This window comes from Paenibacillus sp. A3M_27_13, from assembly GCF_024213315.1.
Taxonomy (GTDB): Bacteria; Bacillota; Bacilli; order Paenibacillales; family Paenibacillaceae; genus Paenibacillus; species Paenibacillus polymyxa_B.
Genome location: NZ_JANAVE010000001.1, coordinates 191,663 through 210,502, shown reverse-complemented (window position 1 = coordinate 210,502; position 18,840 = coordinate 191,663). Strand labels below are relative to the sequence as shown.

The window sequence follows — 18,840 nt, the reverse complement described above, 5'->3', positions numbered from 1 at the left end:
TTAGGAAGTAGAAAATCTTCATTCACGGACTGTTCAGCCCTCACGGCCTGGAAGCTCACAACCCTCATCGGTACATAAACCACCTGCATCTTGTTTGGACGAGCTGCCGCTTATCATGGTGAAAGGTGAGCGTTCATCCCATGCTTTTTGAAGCGCATCATGAAATACTTCCTCCGGCTGGGCACCAGAAATAGCAAATTTTCGATCAAATACAAAGAATGGCACACCCTGAACACCCAACTCAGCGCCTTCGGCTTCATCAGCTCTAACTTCGTCGGTAAAACGGTCACTGGCTAATATAGCAGCCGCTTCCTTTTGACCCAAACCAACTTCAGTAGCCAGCGCTACCAGCACTTCATGATCCCCTGTATGCTTGCCTTCGATGAAAACAGCTTGGAATAAACGCTCGCTCAGCTCCAGCATTTTGCCTTGTGTTTGAGCCCAAAGTGTTAAGCGGTGAGCATCAAGAGAGTTCGTCGGCACCATGGCATGAATATTATAATCAAGACCCGCAGAGCGTGCGTTTTCGTTCATTCGATCATTCATAGCCTGAGCCTCTTGCAGACTGACCCCATATTTAGCTGATAGTTCTTCATTGATCGTTTTACCACTATCTCTCACAGCATTCGGGTTCAATTCGAAACTCTTGAATGTCAATTGCACCTCATTGCGATGTGGGAATTGCTGTAATACTTGCTCCAAACGGCGTTTGCCGATATAACAGAATGGACACATATAATCAGACCAAACTTCGATATTCATAAGGAAAAAGCCTCCATGTATACGTATTTTATTGAGTAACTGGGAGTGGTGCTCCCCCCTTTAGAATGTGTATTAAGGTGGAACTTCATTAGTTACAATAAGAATTATAAAGCTAAAGCATTCAACGTGCAAATAATTAATGCTTGTCAAAAAATTAATGCTGTGATATTTTATATGTGTAACCGGTTACACATTGGAGTTGAACCTACACTATGACAACAATTAAAGAAGTCGCCAGCTTTGCAGGTGTTTCCGTAGCGACCGTATCCAGAGTTATTAATGAAACTGGATATGTACATGAGGATACACGGCGAAAGGTAGAGGCTGCTGTGAAGCAGTTAAATTACAAGCCTAATGAAGTTGCACGTTCTTTGTATAAAAAGAAATCCAGATTAATCGGCCTGCTGCTGCCGGATATTACGAACCCTTACTTTCCCTTGTTAGCTCGTGGGGTGGAGGATCGAATGCAGGAAAATGATTTTCGGATTATTTTCGGTAATAGTGATGAAGATCGCCAAAAAGAATTGGATTACATGGATACTTTTGTTCAAAATAATGTCGTTGGTGTTATTTCTTCTACCAATGATCCCGATGCCGATTGTTATGCCAAACTGAAGATCCCGGTCGTTTTTCTCGATCGAACTTCCAGTGACAGCCTCTCCGTATATGCAGATGGAGCCCATGGCGGTTGCTTGGCTGCTCAAGAAATGGTTGCCCGCGGCAGCAAACAAATTACAGTCATGCAGGGCCCTGCACATATTCGTCCAGCACAAGACCGTTTTCGCGGGGCGGTTGAAGAGCTTCAGCAATCCGGAATTGCTTACCATGTGGTCGAGACAACCTCCTTTTCGTTCAAGGAGGCCGAGTCGTGGGCCAAAGAGCTGTTTAGCAAGTACCCGGATACGGACGGAGTTATCGCAAGTAACGATATCGTGGCTACAGCGGTGATGCATGAGGCACATAGATTAGGAAAGAAAATCCCTGATGATGTTCAAATTATCGGGTTTGATGATATACCATTAAGTAGTTTGTTATTCCCGCCTTTGTCAACGATCCGACAACCTGCTTATGAAATGGGCTGGGAAGCAGCAGGGCTACTCATTCAGTTGATTGAGCAGTCGCAAGTAACGAAGTCAAGCGTACCTAATCTTCATTCGAAAGTACTTACCTATTCAAGCATACAATTGCCCGTCAAATTTATAGAACGGGAAACGACAAGAAAGGTGGATCATGATGGCTAAAATTTCAATTATCGGAAGCAGTTCTATGGATCTCGTAGTTACTTCGTCCAAACGTCCCGGTGCTGGTGAAACGGTATTGGGTGAAAGCTTTACAACCGTACCTGGAGGTAAAGGAGCCAATCAGGCAGTAGCCGCAGCACGACTCGGAGCAGACGTTACGATGATTGGACGTGTAGGGGATGACCATTTTGGAGAACAGATTTTACGGAATTTTGAAGAAAATCATGTTCATACTGGCTATGTGAAACCGGTTACACATATGGAAAGCGGTACAGCGCATATTGTACTAGCTGAAGGTGATAACAGTATTGTCGTGGTAAAAGCAGCAAATAATGAAGTGACACCCGCCTATGTGGAAGAAGCACTTGACGTCATTCGAAGTTCGGATATTGTGTTAATTCAACAGGAAATACCGTCGGAAACGGTTGTTTATGTAAGCGAAATTTGTGCGAAGTACCAGGTACCCTTGTTGCTGAATCCAGCCCCGGCTCGTGAAGTGGAAGAAAGCGTAATTGCGAATGCGACCTACATTACGCCAAACGAGCATGAAGCTGCCATTATGTTTAAGGATATGAGCCTGCAAGAAGCGTTGCGCAAATATCCCAACAAGCTGTTTGTGACTGAGGGCAGCAACGGTGTACGATTCTTCGACGGAGAACAGGAAGTCGTGGTTCCTACTTATAAAGTAGAAGCCGTTGATACAACAGGTGCAGGAGATACGTTTAACGCTGCTTTTGCAGTGGCATTGGCTGAAGGAAATTCGTTGGCAGACAGTGTGAAATTTGCTAATCGTGCTGCGTCATTGTCCGTAACCAAATTTGGAGCCCAAGGTGGAATGCCAACCCGACGTGAAGTGGAGGAGCAAATATAATATGAAGAAACATGGAATCCTAAACAGTCATATATCCAGAATACTGTCGGATCTCGGCCACACAGACTATATTGTCGTGGCTGATGCTGGCTTACCTGTTCCTGAAGGCGTTACCAAAATTGATTTGGCCCTTAAATTGGGGGTTCCATCCTTTCAGGACGTCGTTGATGTCATTGCAGCAGATATGGTGATCGAAAAAGTAATGCTGGCCGAAGAAATTAAACAAGAAAATGAACAAGCATTACAGTATATTATGCGCACCTTTGCAGGGGAGCAATTAGAACAGCCACAGCTTAATAAGCAGGCAGCCGTCATTGAGTTTTGCCCTCATGAACAATTCAAGGAGCTGACCCGGTATGCGAAGGCGGTCATTCGTACAGGAGAGGCTAAGCCGTTTGCCAATTGTATTTTGCAGGCAGGAGTTCATTTTGGATAAATCAATGTTGAATAAAAAGGAGGGTACAGCATGCAGATTCAAATGAAAGGAATTCACAAAGCCTTTGGAACCAATCAGGTACTGAGTGGTGTTGACTTTGATCTTCGTGAAGGAGAAGTACATGCCCTCATGGGTGAGAATGGTGCAGGCAAATCAACGCTGATGAATATTTTAATCGGACTGCATCGGCGAGATGAGGGAACGATCATCATTGACGGTCAGGAAACCTATTTTGCCGACCCCAAAGAAGCGGAGCAAAAAGGAATTGCTTTTATTCACCAGGAACTGAATGTGTGGCCGGAGATGACCGTGCTGGAAAATCTATTTATCGGCAAGGAAATGACATCCAAGTGGGGCTTACTAGACAGCTCCAAAATGAAAGCGCTAGCAAATGAACAATTCAGCAAGCTTTCGGTAAATCTTCCATTGAACGGTGAAGCAGGCGATTGTTCAGTGGGTCAACAGCAGATGATTGAAATTGCCAAAGCACTCATGACGGATGCTAAAGTTATCGTGATGGATGAGCCGACAGCCGCCTTAACCGAACGAGAAATTCAGAAGCTGTTCGAGGTTATTACTTCCTTGAAAAAAGATGGTGTTTCGATTGTGTATATTTCACATCGGATGGAGGAGATATTCGCGATCTGTGATCGGATTACCATCATGCGTGACGGGAAAACGGTGGATACTCAGGCGATTCCCGATACGCATTTTGATGAAGTTGTACGGAAAATGGTGGGTAGAGAGCTGACTGAACGCTACCCGGTAAGAACGCCTGCTTTGGGAGAAGTGGTGCTGGAGGTCAAAAATGCTTCGCATAAAGGGTTATTTGAAAATGTGAATTTCACTGTACGATCTGGGGAAATTGTAGGTTTTTCAGGCTTAATGGGCTCGGGACGGACCGAGATCATGCGGGCGTTATTTGGACTGGATGCTTTGGATCGTGGTGAGATTCATGTGCGTGGAAAAAAAGTGTCTATTCGTAAGCCGGATGATGCGGTGAAACTAGGGATTGGCTTCATTACAGAAGATCGAAAAGATGAGGGCTTGGTGCTGGACTTTTCCATCCGGGAAAATATGGTGCTGCCAAATCTGTTCAGCTTTACTTCAAAAGGATTTATTTCAGGTAAAAAAGAGCTAGATTTTGTTAACACTTTAATTAAGCGCTTACAAATTAAAACCCAATCGGGCGAAACAACGGTTCGCAGTTTGTCAGGTGGTAATCAGCAAAAGGTGGTTATTGCCAAATGGGTAGGTATTGGTCCAAATGTACTCATTCTTGACGAACCGACGAGAGGTGTGGATGTGGGAGCCAAGCGGGAAATCTACCAGTTGATGAACGAGCTGACCGAACGTGGAGTCGCGATTATCATGGTATCCTCGGAACTCCCTGAGGTACTCGGCATGAGCGATCGTATTGTCGTGGTGCACGAGGGAAAGATCAGCGGAGAGCTGAGCAGGGAAGAAGCCACACAAGAAAATATTATGACGCTAGCTACAGGAGGACAGTAATATGACAACTATGAATGAATCAAAAAGCAGCAAAGGCTTTCAAATGTCACAAATCACACAGAAGCTTGGCCCGTTGTTGGGACTCATTATTTTGGTAATTATCGTATCGGTCTTAAATCCCAGCTTTTTGGAACCGCTTAATATTTTGAATTTATTGCGCCAGGTATCTATTAATGCGTTAATTGCGTTCGGTATGACCTTCGTTATTCTCACAGGCGGAATTGATTTGTCAGTCGGCTCCATATTAGCACTATCCAGTGCGTTTGTCGCAAATATGATGCTGGCCGGGTTCGATCCTATTTTGGCGATTATCATTGGCTGTGCATTGGGTGGCGTGATGGGCATGGTCAACGGCTTGATGATTACGAAAGGTAAAATGGCTCCGTTCATCGCTACACTAGCAACCATGACCATTTTCAGAGGATTAACACTCGTTTATACCAACGGTAACCCTATTACAGGACTCGGAGACAGTCTGGTATTTCAATTGTTCGGTCGTGGCTATCAGTTCGGTATTCCGGTTCCAGCGATTACGATGCTCATTACCTTTGCTGTCCTATGGATCATTTTGCATAAAACACCATTCGGACGCAAAACGTATGCCATCGGTGGTAACGAGAAGGCTTCGATTGTATCCGGTATTAAAGTACCGCGTGTGAAAATTTGGATTTACTCTCTGGCTGGAATGCTTTCCGCGTTGGCGGGTGCTATCTTGACCTCACGTTTGAACTCGGCACAACCGACAGCGGGTACTTCTTATGAACTGGATGCCATTGCGGCTGTCGTATTAGGTGGAACAAGCCTCTCGGGAGGACGCGGACGAATCGTAGGTACGTTAATTGGTGTGCTTATCATCGGTACACTAAACAATGGCTTGAACTTGCTGGGGGTTAACTCTTTTTATCAAATGGTCGTAAAAGGGATAGTCATCGCTATTGCTGTATTGATTGACCGTAAAAAATCCGCATAATACACCTAATCTGCGTAGAAGGAGACACATAAATATGAAAAAGCTTATATTAATCATGACTGCCTTGCTGCTCCTGCTCATGACAGGGTGTTCCTTGGAACCGCCCGAATGGGCCAAACCTAAAGCGGCCGCGAACCTGAAGGACATTAAAATCGGCTTGTCGATCTCAACGCTGAACAATCCATTCTTCGTCTCTCTCAAAGACGGAGTTGTGGCAGAGGCCAAAAAACAAGGAATGCAGGTCATTGTTGTGGATGCACAAAATGATTCGGCGAAACAAAGTAATGACGTGGATGATCTGATTCAACAGGGAGTAAACGCGTTACTCATTAATCCGACAGATTCGTCGGCCATCTCCACTGTGGTACAATCAGCGAATGCATTGAACATCCCGGTTATTACACTGGATCGTTCTGCTGACAAAGGAGACGTAAAAGCACTCGTCGCTTCAGACAACGTAGAGGGAGGACGAATGGCTGCCAGATATGTGATTGATCAAGTTGGAAAAGGTGCCAAAGTGATTGAGCTGGAAGGTGTTCCAGGAGCATCCGCTACCCGTGAACGTGGGAAAGGCTTCCATGAAGTAGCAGATAAGGATCTGAAAGTCATAGCAAAACAATCGGCCGATTTTGATCGGACCAAAGGTTTGAACGTGATGGAAAATCTGCTGCAAGGAAACCCGGACGTACAGGCAGTATTTGCCCACAATGATGAAATGGCGTTGGGTGCGATCGAAGCAATCCAAAGCTCAGGTAAGAACATTCCAGTCATCGGTTTTGACGGTAACGAGGATGCGCTTAAATCAATTAAGGAAGGGAAACTGACAGCCACCGTAGCTCAGCAACCCGAGCTTATTGGTCAATTGGCGGTGCAGGCAGCCAAGGATGTACTTCAAGGTAAAACCGTGAAAACATCCATTCCCGCTAAGCTGGAGTTAGTGGATCAATCGAAATAAAAAGGGCGCTTGACTCAACATATTAAGCTATTCGGACTGATGCTGTAATGCGCATCAGTCCTTTTTTTGGCTATTCTACAATGACGATACATACACATAAATGGAAGTTTTTTATTTTTGTATTGTAAGAAGAGACGGTAAAAGATAGAATAACAATTATATGATAATGAGAATCACTATCATATTATGAATTGTATATATCTAAGGAGGACGTATATTGTGCAACAAAGGTACAGATTAAAATGGGAATCCACGCTTTGTCTTGTGGTTCTTTTGATGGTTGTATTGAGTGCATGTGGAAACGCAGCTAGTAACAACCAGACAAACGACAAGACTAGCACTAATGATCCCTCCGGGCAATCCAAAACGGTTGTCATGCGCGAGTATACTGATGCCACTGGCAATAAGATCAGTATCCCTGCAAATCCACAGCGAGTTGTCACGACACAATATTTGGATGCTATGCTGGCCTTGGGAGTTAAGCCTGCAGGTGCTGCTTCCCATTTGTTGGAAGGCAACTATTTAAAAGGTAAGATTGACGGAGTTGCGGATATTGGGAACCCGACAAATGTAGAAAAGGTGCTGGAGTTACAACCGGACCTGATCATCACAACAGAATATACCACGCCAGAAGTGAAGGAGCAGCTGGAGAAGATTGCTCCAACCGTAGTCGTTTCGTTTGGAGAAGGCGATGTATTTGAGCAACTGCGGAATGTCGCAGCCGTGCTGGGTAAGGACAAGGAAGCCGAGCAGTGGATCGCTAGTTTCAACAAAAAGGCTGAAGAAGGTCGAAAGAAGCTGGCTGGAAAATTTAAAAAAGATGAAACGGTTACGATTTATATGGCCTACGATAAGAATGTGTTAAGGGTATACGGAGCGCGGAATGTAGGACATGTTATTTACCGTTCACTGGAATTGAATCCTCCTGAGTACATACGCCAGAAGCTGGCGAAGGACCCGAGATTTAATTATGTTTATGATGTTATTTCAATGGAAAAGTTACCTGAACTATCAGGAGACCGAATTATTATGCTGGTTTATGATGAAGCGAGCAAGGACGGAATGCTTAAGCAAATTGAGCAAAGTGCATTGTGGAGAAATCTCCCGGCTGTCAAGAACCACAAAGTGTATTTCATCAAAGCTGACCCGTGGTTTACCTACTCGCCGCTGGCTATTGACAAATCGCTGGATGAAGCCGTTAACATGCTTTCCGTCGATCCTAAATAATCACTCGAAATTAGAAAGGAGAAGTCATGACTATGCTTAGACGATTTTTTGAATACTACCGTCCTTACCGGACTTTGTTCATCATTGATTTCTCTTGTGCCTTGCTAGCTGCACTGCTGGAGCTGGCTTTTCCGCTTGCAGTCAACCGGGTGGTCGATGATTTGCTGCCCAGCGGAAACTGGAAATGGATTTTATATGCCTGTCTAGCTCTACTCGGTATTTATGTCATAAGTGCTGCGCTGAATTACGTGGTTACCTATTGGGGGCACAAGCTGGGCATTAACATCGAATCGGACATGCGTAAAAAGCTGTTTGATCGGGTACAAAAGCAATCTTTTCGTTTTTTTGACAATAACAAAACAGGGCATCTCGTTTCACGTATGACCAACGATCTAATGGATATTGGGGAAATTGCCCACCACGGACCTGAAGATTTGTTCATCGCGTTGATGACACTGGGGGGAGCCTTTGGTATCATGCTCGGTATTAACTGGAAGCTGGCTGTACTGACTTTCATCATTGTACCCCTCATGATTTACTTGTCTCTTTATTTCAGCCGAAAAATGTCTGCTGCTTTCCATCGTATGTTTTCTGATATTGCGGATTACAACGCTCGTATTGAAAATAACGTCAGCGGGATTCGTGTTGTTCAAGCGTTCTCCAACGAAGCTCATGAAATGGAGCGTTTTGCTGAAAATAATGGACGTTTCCGTAAAACGAAGCTGATCGCGTACCGGATTATGGCCTGGAATTCCTCAATTAGTTTTATACTAATGAAGCTGGTTTCATTGTTTGTGCTTGTGTGTGGAACATGGTTTGTTATCAAAGGACAGATGACCTACGGGGAATTTATCGCATTTGTGATGCTGTCTAATGTATTCCTGGGGCCGATTAAACAAATTAATTCTGTCATCGAAACGTATCCGAAAGGGATTGCTGGCTTCCGACGGTATCTGGATTTGCTGGAAAGTGAATCGGATGTAGAAGATCTGCCAGGAGCCAAGGCGGTTAGCCATCTTAATGGAGATATTCAATTTGCAGGTGTAACGTTTGGTTACGAGAACAAAGATAAGGTATTACGCAAAGTGGACCTATCTATCCATGCGGGTGAAACCGTAGCACTTGTGGGTCCTTCAGGAGCAGGTAAAACGACACTTTGCAGTTTGTTGCCTCGCTTCTACGATGTCGAGGAAGGCAGCATTACCATTGATGGGATGGATATCCGTGAAATGAAGCTGGAATCGCTGCGATCCATGATTGGTATCGTACAGCAGGATGTATTCCTCTTTGATGGAACGATTCGTGAAAATATCGCTTATGGTAAGCTGGATGCTTCGGAAGAAGAAATCTGGGATGCTGCTCGTCGAGCTCAGATTGAAGACCTTGTTCGCTCATATCCGGATGGTCTGGATACAATGATCGGTGAGCGGGGTGTGAAGCTCTCCGGTGGTCAAAAGCAACGTTTGTCTATTGCCCGGATGTTCCTTAAAAATCCGCCAATTCTCATTTTAGATGAAGCGACATCAGCATTGGATACAGAGACAGAAGCCGCGATTCAGCAGGCGCTGACAGAGCTATCCCAAGGCCGTACGACACTCGTTATTGCGCATCGTTTGGCAACGATCAAAAATGCTGACCGCATTATCGTAGTTGCAGATCAAGGGATTGCCGAGCAAGGCAGACATGAAGAGTTATTAGCAGTAAAAGGGGCATATAGCCGCCTGCACCAAGCTCAATATGGAACGTAAATAGGTCGATATGACGCCGTAAATAGAGAGAGGAATGAACGAGTTTGACAAAGAAAATGTGGATTGTGATGATGCTTCTGTCAGTCATTTTAGTTCTTACCGCCTGTGGTGGAAACGTAAAGCAGCCGGATGAAAAGCAGAATCAAACTTCTAGTGAACAAAAATCAGAGGAAACGAAAACAGTCAAAACGATTCATGGAGATATTAAGATACCGGTTCACCCTCAGCGGGTTGTAGTGGATTTGTACCTGAATGATTTATTAGCACTAGGAATTAAACCTGTGGGAAGTGTTAAATATTATCTGGATAATCCGTTTTCGAAGGATCTTGTACAGGGAATTACAAGCATTGGAGACCGCGGAAGTGTATCCATTGAGAAAGTATTGACTCTGCAGCCGGATTTGATTCTGATTGGTTCCAAAGATGCTTCTGAATATGAAAAATACAGTAAAATTGCTCCGACCATCGTGATTCCTTATGGAACGTACAAGAATGTGCATGAGGAACTGACAGCTTTTGGTGAACTGCTTGGAAAAGAACAGGAAGCCAAAACATGGCTTGCTCAATACGATCAGCGAATGCAGGCTGCACGTGACAAGCTAAAGGGAATTGTTCAGCCTGGAGATACTTTCACCGTAATGGAAGCTTCGGAAAAAGAATACTATGTCTATGGTGATAATTTTGGCAGAGGAGGACAGGCGGTATACAGAGGACTGAATTTGACACCTCCGCCGCTTGTCCAAAAAGAATTATTAGGTGAGACTCAATGGAAATCGGTGTCAAAAGAAGTCATTAATCAATATGCCGGCTCTTATATCTTTCTGACGGTTAACAAGGATTTGGGCGGTTACGAAGGAGACAGCATATGGAAATCACTGAATGCAGTCCGGCAAGGTAAGGTTTTTGAGCTCCAAGAGGATCGATATTGGTACTTCGATCCCATCGCTATTGTAGGGCAAGCTGAAGAAATCGCAGATATGATCGTCCAGCGGAATAAAGAGAACGCCGCACAGAAGTAGTCGCTTCGGTGTTGTTGGCAGCCCTTTGGTATTTATGCCGAAGGGCTTTATTTTTTCACAATAGGGCAGATCATTAGGCATTCCTCGAAATTTGCTATTGAAGCCGTTGCCACATTAATTTACAATAGTAAAGATTGCATGATAATAATTCTCATTATCAACATCATCTTCAACACAGTTCGTGATAGCTACATACTATTCAACAGTAAGGGTGAACAATAGTTATGAAATTATCAGAATCATCGGATAGCCCTGCTCAAAGTAATCATAACCAGTCGCCGACTCAATTCCACTCGCGACCTTGGGCGGCTTCGCTTATCCTGACAGCTGGGCTTGGACTTTTAGCGTTCGGTATCGCGCTATCCCTATCTTTTGGTGCAGCCTCTATTAGGCTAGAAGAGGTATGGAACGCCGTTTTTCATTTTAAACCCGAGTTACAAAACCATCAAATTATTTGGGAAATCCGTCTACCTCGGATTCTGGGTGGGGTTCTAATCGGAGTTTGCTTTGCCGTAGCAGGTGCAATTATGCAAGGAATGACCCGAAATCCGCTTGCTGACTCGGGCTTGCTTGGACTGAACTCGGGAGCCAGCTTGGCGATGGCGATTTGCTTTGCCCTTTTTCCCGGATCTTCCTTTTTACAGTTAATGTTGTATTCCTTTGTTGGTGCAGCTCTGGCTGTTGTGATGGTATATGGTACAAGCTCCATCTCCAAATCAGGTCTTACGCCAGTTCGTCTTGTATTGGCGGGCGCAGCTGTCACGGCATTGCTGTCTGCCTTAGGAGATGCAATTAGTTTGTACTTTAATGTTGGACAGGATTTAGCCTTTTGGTATGCCGGAGGGCTTAGTGGAACCAAGTGGGTTCAGCTCGGTATAGTTTTGCCTTGGGTTGTGGCAGCTTTTATCGGCGCTCTCATGTTGTCGCGCTCCATTACGCTGCTTAGTTTGGGAGACGAAATTGCGTTAAGTCTAGGTCAGCGAACTGGGGTGGTAAAGGTAGTCGGGATGATTCTTGTTCTGATTCTGGCGGGTGCAGCGGTGTCGTTGGTTGGTTCTATAGGTTTCGTGGGATTAATTATTCCCCATATAACCCGCAAGCTGGTTGGCGTCGATTATCGCTGGATTATTCCATGCTCGGCCATTATGGGAGCTTTACTCATTGTATTTGCCGATCTGGCAGCCCGTATGATTAACGCACCTGAGGAAACACCGGTGGGCGTACTTATTGCCTTAATTGGGGTTCCATTCTTCCTTTATCTGGCACGTAAAGAAAGGAGGGCGCTGTAAGATGAATAACGTTACGAATGGGGCTATTGCCAAAGCTAGTCATCGTAAAAAAATCCATGATTGGATGGTTGTAATTATTCTGATCGTATTGCTCATTGCTGCGTTCACCATAAGCGCGAATACGGGAACTATCCGGCTTTCGCCAATGGAGCTATTTAGAACCTTGTTTGGACAAGGGACTCCACAGCAGGAATTAATCCTCTTTGAATTCCGATTGCCGCGAATGGTTATTTCTCTTCTAATCGGTGCAGGTCTCGCTGTTTCTGGCTGCATCATGCAAGGGGTCTCACGTAACGGCCTAGCGGACCCTGGTATTCTGGGGATTAATGCGGGCGCCGGGCTGATGGTCATGCTGTTTATATTGCTTTTTCCATCTATGCAAACTACGAATTCATTGTTTTTACTTCCCGCTCTTGCGCTGATTGGATCAGGAGCAGCTGCTATTCTCATCTACGCGCTTTCTTACAAGAAAGGCGAAGGAATTTCCCCGACAAGGCTACTGCTGAGCGGAATTGGCGTAGCAGCGGGTATCAGTGCTGCGATGATCATTATGACTCTTAAGCTGACACCTGAAAGTTACACGTTTGTAGCTAATTGGTTAGCAGGAAGCATCTGGGGCTCAAACTGGAAATTCGTAATGGCTCTGTTGCCTTGGCTAATTGTATTGCTTCCTTTCGCATACTACAAAGCAAATGTGATGAATGTGCTTAATCTGGGAGATCAGACGGCATTGGGGTTGGGTACACCTATCGAAAAGGAACGTATTCTCCTTCTCGCTGCTGCGGTTGGATTGGCTAGTTCTAGTGTTTCGGTTAGCGGCGGTATCGGCTTTGTCGGTTTGGTGGCTCCACATTTGGTGAGAAAGCTGGTGGGTCCGAAGCATAAAATGCTGCTGGTAACCTGTGCTTTAGTTGGAGGACTCCTGGTACTTGTAGCGGATACGATCACACGATCCTTACCTCTACAGAAAGAAATACCGACAGGTTTGATTGTAGCCATCATTGGTGCGCCATACTTTTTATATCTGCTGAGTCGCTCCAAAGGGTAACATCACGAAAGGGTACCACCTGTCAATTAAAGGATACACACAACAAATAACCTTCAACACCACTAAGGAAGTGGGGCTGAAGGTTATTTTTTTCATTTGATTTAGCAGCCTTTCATCTCAACGGGAAGTATTCAAGGCATGAGAGGTTTGATGCAGCTCTCTGATCATTTTATGCAACGTGTAATTTTCCTGACGTGTCACGCCGTGTTGATTTTCCTGAACCAGCAACTGATGGATGTTTCGTTTTAGAATTTCACTTCGACGTTCCAGCATTTCGGTACTCATAAATAAATGAACACTCCCTTTGTCATGAATAAACCTACATTTTTGAAATGAGCATAGGCTGAATATAAGTTTGCCTTTCGACTTCTTTAAGTATATCGTGCTAGATGATCAAGGGAAAACGGAGCGAGACTGCAAATTACTTTTTCTCATCATCCATGCCGTGTCGACAGCGACTCACCCCATGAGTTCTTAGATATACTTCCTGATGCTGGCGATAACAGGAGATTAGACGTAATTAACTTCATGTATATAATTTGACTAGCTCATGTTTTTTGATATAAACGGATTTAGTGTATTAATCCATTTAAAATTTTGCTGAAAGCTATGGAGGGGAGCAACTAGAACTGCAAAGGTGTATTCAATGCAACATTGGTTTATTCCATATCAACGAGCTCCGTTAACCAAATTTTGCAGTTCTAAATGTCGGAGTCATTACAACTACCTAAAGAAAAGAAAAGAATAAGAGGCTATAACGTTTTGGAAGTGAGGAGATACAATATTGATTATTTAAAAATCAAATAAAGAAATTGAGATCATGAGGGGAGCTGGCCGAATTACGACTATTCTGCCAGTCCGCACCACTTGCCTTTGAGGCCGAACTTTTCAAGTCCTGTGTGTACGCCGTAGACGTATACTGGAAGCCATGATCCGAATGAAGCACGGCTCTGGATACGTCTATTTTGTGTGCATTCATAATACCAATTTCTTTATACCCCGGACCGAAAAGATCCGGAATGGTGGAGAAATAGCTGCTTTATTATCATTATTTGTATTGTGGATATACCGGCTGAACGGCTACCTGCTCAGGATCATGACCGAAGAACAACAGATTCGGCTTAACCTCCTGCACAATCTGCTGAATGCGGGCGATTGACTGGCGTGCCTGTTCACGGTCAAAGCCGTCAAACGGCACGTCGTTTGCGTAATTCTCCTGCGTGTAGGCAACATCAATCGTCAGCATGACCGGACCCGATTCCTTTGTTGTGACCAGCGCGGACTGATGACCCGGCGAATGACCCGGAGTATAGAACAGTTGCAAACCTGGAACCAGCTCATGATCCCCTTGAAGCAGTCGGTAATTCAAGTCCGCCTGCACGCATTCCGGTGGCGCATACTGCAGATTACCGATCGCAGCGTCTGCTTCGGTCTGCTGCACATAAATCGGTGTATTCGGAAAATGCGGATTGCCTCCAGCATGATCCATATGCATATGAGAGATTACGATGGCATGGATATCGTCCGGTTGATAGCCGATCCGATCCAGTACAGCCACGATACTATCATCGGCTGACATATGGGGAATGAAGCGCCCTTCTAACGGTGTACTTTTAAAATAATTTGGATTGTTGATAAACGAATCCGGCATACCGGTATCAATGAGAATCGGACCGTGATCTGTCTCCAGCAGATACGACCAGATTTGCAGGCGCACCAGTTCACCGGGCTGTGCATGATGGTTGAGTGAGGAGCGATCAATATCAAGCTGACCGATCGGTAACCAGTACAATTTGTTAATCATACAATCATCCTCCAATCTTAGTTTACATAATAATTATTATGTAGTTATGAATCAGGGTTTCGGCTGACAGAAAGTGATGTTTGTATTTTCGTTTGTAAGATCCGGGTGCTGGAGCCTCATGCTGTCGTTGTAATCTCACTCTTTCGAAAATTAATTTTTAATAGTTTAAATGATAAGGCATGTAGGCGTCCAGCAGAAATTTGCCCAGAAGCTGGATCACACGGTCATCATCTCGAAAATCGGTGAAATTCTTGGTGATCCACTGCTGCTATTGGGTGAAAATTACAATCAGCTAGCAGGCTATCATATGGAGATGGTGCACGCGCCGGAAGATGATCCGGATAGCGAGCTGGAAACTGCATATGATATTCATGTTTTGGCCACTATGGCGATTTTGACTGCTACCGATCGAGAGCAGCGCCCCAGCTTGCTGATGAAGTAGAGAAGTGGTGCTGCATGCAAGACTATTGGCTATTTAGTTTTGTTTTGGATATGAATGAATTACATTCGGAGAACTTTTCTTGAGCGTGTTTTAATTTGTCTACATTGTGGGATCGACCCCCTCTGACCCTATGCCACCCCGTTAAGTTCTTTGAAATGTCTGCTTGAAGGCGATACCAGGCTGGACAAGAGGGGAGCGCTTTATTTATACTTAAAAAGCGCTTAAAAAACAGCGTATAATATAAATTATACGCTGTTTAGGTTTAAAACGACTTTTAGAATCCCTCCTGCATAAGATGTCGATTGGATTGTCGATAAAAATCAGACGAAAATGATCGTTTTACAGTATATTTCGGAATATGAACTGAATTGGAGGCGAACGGGATGAAAAAAGAGTTGCGACATGTGGAGCTCGATACAACTGAAGAAACTGATGAAATATATACTGAGGAGCTGGAAGCTTTTTTGATCTGGATGAAGGATGCGGGATATACGATACATACGCAAAAAAATTATATGGGGGATGTAAAGCAATTTTTGCGCACGTTGCGTGAAAAACCACTCGATCAGGTGAAGAAGATTCATGTTATGTCGTATTTGTCTAAAGCGCGGGAGGGAGGCGCCGGAGATAGTACGCGGAACCGGAAGCATGCAGCGGTGAACAGTTTTTTTAAAGCGCTACAGGAATTTGAGTTATGCAGCACAAATCCGGCAGCGGGAATTAAGAAAGCAAAGACTGAAAAGAATCGTATGCCCGTCTATCTGGATGAAAAGGATATTCATCCGTTTTTGCTCGCGGTGGAGGGGAAATATGCAAATCGTAATATGGCTATTTTTCTGCTGATGGTCTACATGGGATTGCGGGTGGGGGAGGTTCATTCATTGAATGTCTCGGATTACAGCCGAGAAAGACGTACGTTAGATGTGTTCGGTAAAGGACGTAAGTGGCGTACTCTCCCGGTACCGGAAGCCGTATGTGATTTTGTAGAGCATGCGTTGGAGGAAAGATTGACGCCGTGGAGAGGTAAAGAGGATGCGATGTTCATATCCCAAAAAGGCCGCCGTCTGGCAGTGCGCACCATTCAACAGATCGCTACAGAAACGTTCGAACGATTCCAGCAAGATAAGAGTATAGAACGCCGGGAGGCTTATTCCAGCCATAAGCTGAGACATACATTTGCGACAATGCTATTACGTAAGGGAGCAGATCTGCGTACTGTACAGGAGCTACTGGGGCATTCATCCATTCAGACAACCACAGTATATACACATGTCACTGATCGGGAAAAAGAAAAAGCAATGGATAAGCTGGATATTCAGATACCGATATCAGGATTGTAAGTATAGCATGAAAGTTGAGATTAAATGAAAAATAGTTTACATAATAATCATTATGTAAACTCGTCAGAGGAAATTACATCCTGACTTGAAAATCACATCAACGGCTTTAGGTCATTATGATCATGAACGTAGTATTCTTTTTCATAGCGTTAGTTTTGTTTTTGATTGATTTGCTCCAACCTGATACTGATTAGCTGCCACCCAATCATTTTGCGCATACGATTCGATTTTGGTTCTTCAACAGCATTCTTCAATAGATTAGCCTCCTTATTTTAGCGATCATCTTATGTTAAGCATGAGAATAATTCAGAATAAGCTGGAAAGCAATAGTGAATTAAAGGTTAGTACGATATTACCTTGACAAAGGTAATATTTTACTGCAAAATTAGTGAAACAAATTTATAAATATGGTTTATAAAGTTGTTTTATGATGTTATAAAAAGAAGGTGCTATGTATGGAAAAAGCTAATACAAATTTAATTAAAGAAATAAATCTGAACCTGGTTCGCAAAGTATTGAAACAGATCAGTAAGACAACAAAACCCCAACTAGCCGCATTGACTGATTTAAGTGTGGTAACTATCAATACCCTTATGCAGGAATTGCTTAATAATGGAGAGATCTTTGAAGATGAAATCGTCCCTTCAAACGGAGGCAGGCATGCGTTAACCTATCGTTTTAATTATGAGTATAGTCTAGCACTGATTATACATATTAACGAAAAACAAGGGACAGATGTAGTGTGTACTACGGTAGTGAATTTAAATGAGGATGCTCTGATGAAAGAAGAGCATCCCTTTCAAATTTTTAATGCTACACAATTTTATTCCACGATTCAAGACATCATTTCCCTCTATCCTTCCATTAAAGTTATTGGAATAGGAATCCCGGGACAATCTGTAAATGGAGAAATTACAGTCAGCAGTCATGAAAGATTAAATGGAATTCGGTTGGCAGAGGATGTGCAAAGCAAATTTGGTTTGCCGGTTATTGTGGAGAATGACGTAAATGCCGCTATATGTGGTTACGTCTATAGAGAACAAATAGATGAAGATCAATGTGTACTGGCTATTTATTTTCCTGAGAATTCTCCACCAGGAATGGGGATTTATTTGCGAAATGGGATTTTAAAAGGAAAACATGGATTGGCTGGTGAAATCAAATTCCTTCCGTCGATAGTTTGGGATGAGAGTAAGGGAACGGAAGTTTTCTTCAATAGTATATGTGAAATTATTCAAATATTACAATCTGTATTTGATCCTGATCGAATTGTGATCTATAGAGAGAATATAGAAGAAGTGTCTTTCTTTCATTTTTTAGAATCCTACAAATCTAAACATAAGATGCCTTTGTATCCTAAGGTTATTTTCTCAGATTTATTTTATGAAGATTTTAAAACAGGGTTGAGAGGGTTAACTCTAAAAGAATTGGAACGTCCAATCATTGTCTTTAAATAATGTATATATGTGTAGTGAAGAGAGGGAGAGAAATGATGGCAACGTGTTGCCGCGATACAAAATCCCATAACCGAAATCCAATCAGACTACTCACAGAGAGATCACAATACTGTACAAGTTAAGAACATCCCCAAACAAAAGCTAATTCGAATGAAAGGAGTTAAGGACACGCTTATTGCTTTTTTGTTTTATTGTGGTGTGGAAGCCATGGTGGGCTTATGGGGAGCCAGCTATTTGGTAGGGGCCAGAAACATTACAGCCGAAACTGCAGCTGGCTGGATATCCTTATACTACGGTGGAATTACGATAGGCAGGCTTATTACGGGGTTCGTAACTTTAAAAATAAATAATCGTATGTTAATTCTGGCTGGCCAACTTACTGCAATTACAGGAGGACTCATTTTGTTGCTTCCTTTTTATGCTGTTCAGTTCAGAACAAGTGAATCGTACATTGAAAAAGAGAACTTTGAACGGTTAACCCAAGATTATATCTTAAATCATAAACACCCATGACAATAACGTGCTTTTCTATAAATTATCACTTGACCTGAAACGCGTTTCATCAGCTAAAGTAAACGTGTAACCTAAAAGAGAAAGCGAGGGCACTCTATGATCTCACTGATTTTACTTTGCTCAGTCATATGGATTGGTACTTATTGGTGCTTAACATTATCCGGGCAGCCTAAGGAAGTAAAACCTTACCGCTCCATCGATGATTT

18 protein-coding genes and 1 pseudogene are annotated in these 18,840 nt (G+C 43.6%); 15 read left to right on the top strand and 4 right to left on the bottom strand.

All coding sequences use genetic code 11. The features are described 5' to 3' along the window. Positions 1-33 precede the first annotated feature (33 nt). Positions 34-762 carry a DsbA family oxidoreductase gene (locus NLX82_RS00910; protein WP_254347411.1) on the bottom strand — a complete coding sequence of 243 codons (729 nt, stop codon included), beginning with the start codon at positions 760-762 and terminating at the stop codon, positions 34-36. 212 nt (positions 763-974) lie between these two features. Between NLX82_RS00910 and NLX82_RS00905 the strand changes: the two genes are divergently transcribed. From NLX82_RS00905 to NLX82_RS00855, 11 genes are all read left to right on the top strand, one after another. Continuing rightward, positions 975-2,003 carry a LacI family DNA-binding transcriptional regulator gene (locus NLX82_RS00905; RefSeq protein ID WP_053325576.1) on the top strand — a complete coding sequence of 343 codons (1,029 nt, stop codon included), beginning with the start codon at positions 975-977 and terminating at the stop codon, positions 2,001-2,003. Beyond that, a complete protein-coding gene (rbsK, locus tag NLX82_RS00900; RefSeq protein ID WP_068942581.1) occupies positions 1,996-2,874 on the top strand; it encodes a ribokinase in 879 nt (292 codons plus the stop codon). The genes NLX82_RS00905 and rbsK overlap by 8 nt, the downstream gene beginning before the upstream one ends. Position 2,875: 1 nt before the next feature. Then, positions 2,876-3,310, top strand: coding sequence for a D-ribose pyranase (gene rbsD, locus NLX82_RS00895; RefSeq protein ID WP_023988928.1), 435 nt, complete (start codon positions 2,876-2,878; stop codon positions 3,308-3,310). 30 nt (positions 3,311-3,340) lie between these two features. Beyond that, on the top strand, positions 3,341-4,822 hold the full coding sequence (locus NLX82_RS00890; RefSeq protein WP_023988927.1) for a sugar ABC transporter ATP-binding protein: 1,482 nt from the start codon (positions 3,341-3,343) through the stop codon (positions 4,820-4,822). Position 4,823: 1 nt separating this feature from the next. Further along, positions 4,824-5,792 (top strand): ABC transporter permease subunit, encoded by a 969-nt coding sequence (locus NLX82_RS00885; protein ID WP_013310465.1) that lies wholly within the window; start codon positions 4,824-4,826, stop codon positions 5,790-5,792. A gap of 34 nt (positions 5,793-5,826) precedes the next feature. After that, entirely contained in the window at positions 5,827-6,747 is a 921-nt protein-coding gene (gene rbsB / locus NLX82_RS00880; RefSeq protein WP_023988925.1) for a ribose ABC transporter substrate-binding protein RbsB, read from the top strand. Between the two features lie 219 nt (positions 6,748-6,966). Next, a complete protein-coding gene (locus NLX82_RS00875; RefSeq protein ID WP_069080613.1) occupies positions 6,967-7,974 on the top strand; it encodes an ABC transporter substrate-binding protein in 1,008 nt (335 codons plus the stop codon). 32 nt (positions 7,975-8,006) lie between these two features. After that, on the top strand, positions 8,007-9,722 hold the full coding sequence (locus tag NLX82_RS00870; RefSeq protein WP_069080614.1) for an ABC transporter ATP-binding protein: 1,716 nt from the start codon (positions 8,007-8,009) through the stop codon (positions 9,720-9,722). Between the two features lie 68 nt (positions 9,723-9,790). After that, positions 9,791-10,741 carry an ABC transporter substrate-binding protein gene (locus NLX82_RS00865; RefSeq protein WP_256715645.1) on the top strand — a complete coding sequence of 317 codons (951 nt, stop codon included), beginning with the start codon at positions 9,791-9,793 and terminating at the stop codon, positions 10,739-10,741. A 224-nt stretch (positions 10,742-10,965) separates the two neighbouring features. Next, complete coding sequence (locus tag NLX82_RS00860) at positions 10,966-12,030, top strand: FecCD family ABC transporter permease (protein ID WP_025720646.1); 1,065 nt, start codon at positions 10,966-10,968, stop codon at positions 12,028-12,030. A gap of 1 nt (position 12,031) precedes the next feature. Then, positions 12,032-13,078: a FecCD family ABC transporter permease gene (locus NLX82_RS00855; RefSeq protein ID WP_075154258.1), complete on the top strand. Its 1,047-nt coding sequence runs from the start codon at positions 12,032-12,034 to the stop codon at positions 13,076-13,078. A 117-nt stretch (positions 13,079-13,195) separates the two neighbouring features. Here NLX82_RS00855 and NLX82_RS00850 read toward each other — a convergent pair whose 3' ends face one another. The 3 genes from NLX82_RS00850 to aiiA all read right to left on the bottom strand — a co-directional run bounded on the left by NLX82_RS00850 (position 13,196) and on the right by aiiA (position 14,882). Next, positions 13,196-13,363 (bottom strand): hypothetical protein, encoded by a 168-nt coding sequence (locus tag NLX82_RS00850; RefSeq protein ID WP_007432475.1) that lies wholly within the window; start codon positions 13,361-13,363, stop codon positions 13,196-13,198. 514 nt (positions 13,364-13,877) lie between these two features. Further along, entirely contained in the window at positions 13,878-14,057 is a 180-nt protein-coding gene (locus NLX82_RS00845; RefSeq protein WP_141697507.1) for a hypothetical protein, read from the bottom strand. Between the two features lie 69 nt (positions 14,058-14,126). Next, complete coding sequence (aiiA, locus tag NLX82_RS00840) at positions 14,127-14,882, bottom strand: quorum-quenching N-acyl homoserine lactonase AiiA (protein ID WP_254347410.1); 756 nt, start codon at positions 14,880-14,882, stop codon at positions 14,127-14,129. Between the two features lie 169 nt (positions 14,883-15,051). Here aiiA and NLX82_RS00835 point away from each other — a divergent pair, with 169 nt between their 5' ends. The 4 genes and pseudogenes from NLX82_RS00835 to NLX82_RS00820 form a co-directional block, all read left to right on the top strand. Further along, positions 15,052-15,324, top strand: coding sequence for a hypothetical protein (locus NLX82_RS00835; RefSeq protein WP_028541675.1), 273 nt, complete (start codon positions 15,052-15,054; stop codon positions 15,322-15,324). Positions 15,325-15,707: 383 nt separating this feature from the next. Beyond that, positions 15,708-16,664, top strand: a complete 957-nt coding sequence (locus NLX82_RS00830; protein WP_103744538.1) for a tyrosine-type recombinase/integrase — start codon at positions 15,708-15,710, stop codon at positions 16,662-16,664. Positions 16,665-17,119: 455 nt separating this feature from the next. Continuing rightward, positions 17,120-18,121 (top strand): ROK family protein, encoded by a 1,002-nt coding sequence (locus tag NLX82_RS00825; protein ID WP_254347409.1) that lies wholly within the window; start codon positions 17,120-17,122, stop codon positions 18,119-18,121. 36 nt (positions 18,122-18,157) lie between these two features. Further along, positions 18,158-18,535 (top strand): annotated as a pseudogene (locus NLX82_RS00820) (MFS transporter); the annotation flags it as partial. Positions 18,536-18,840 lie beyond the last annotated feature (305 nt).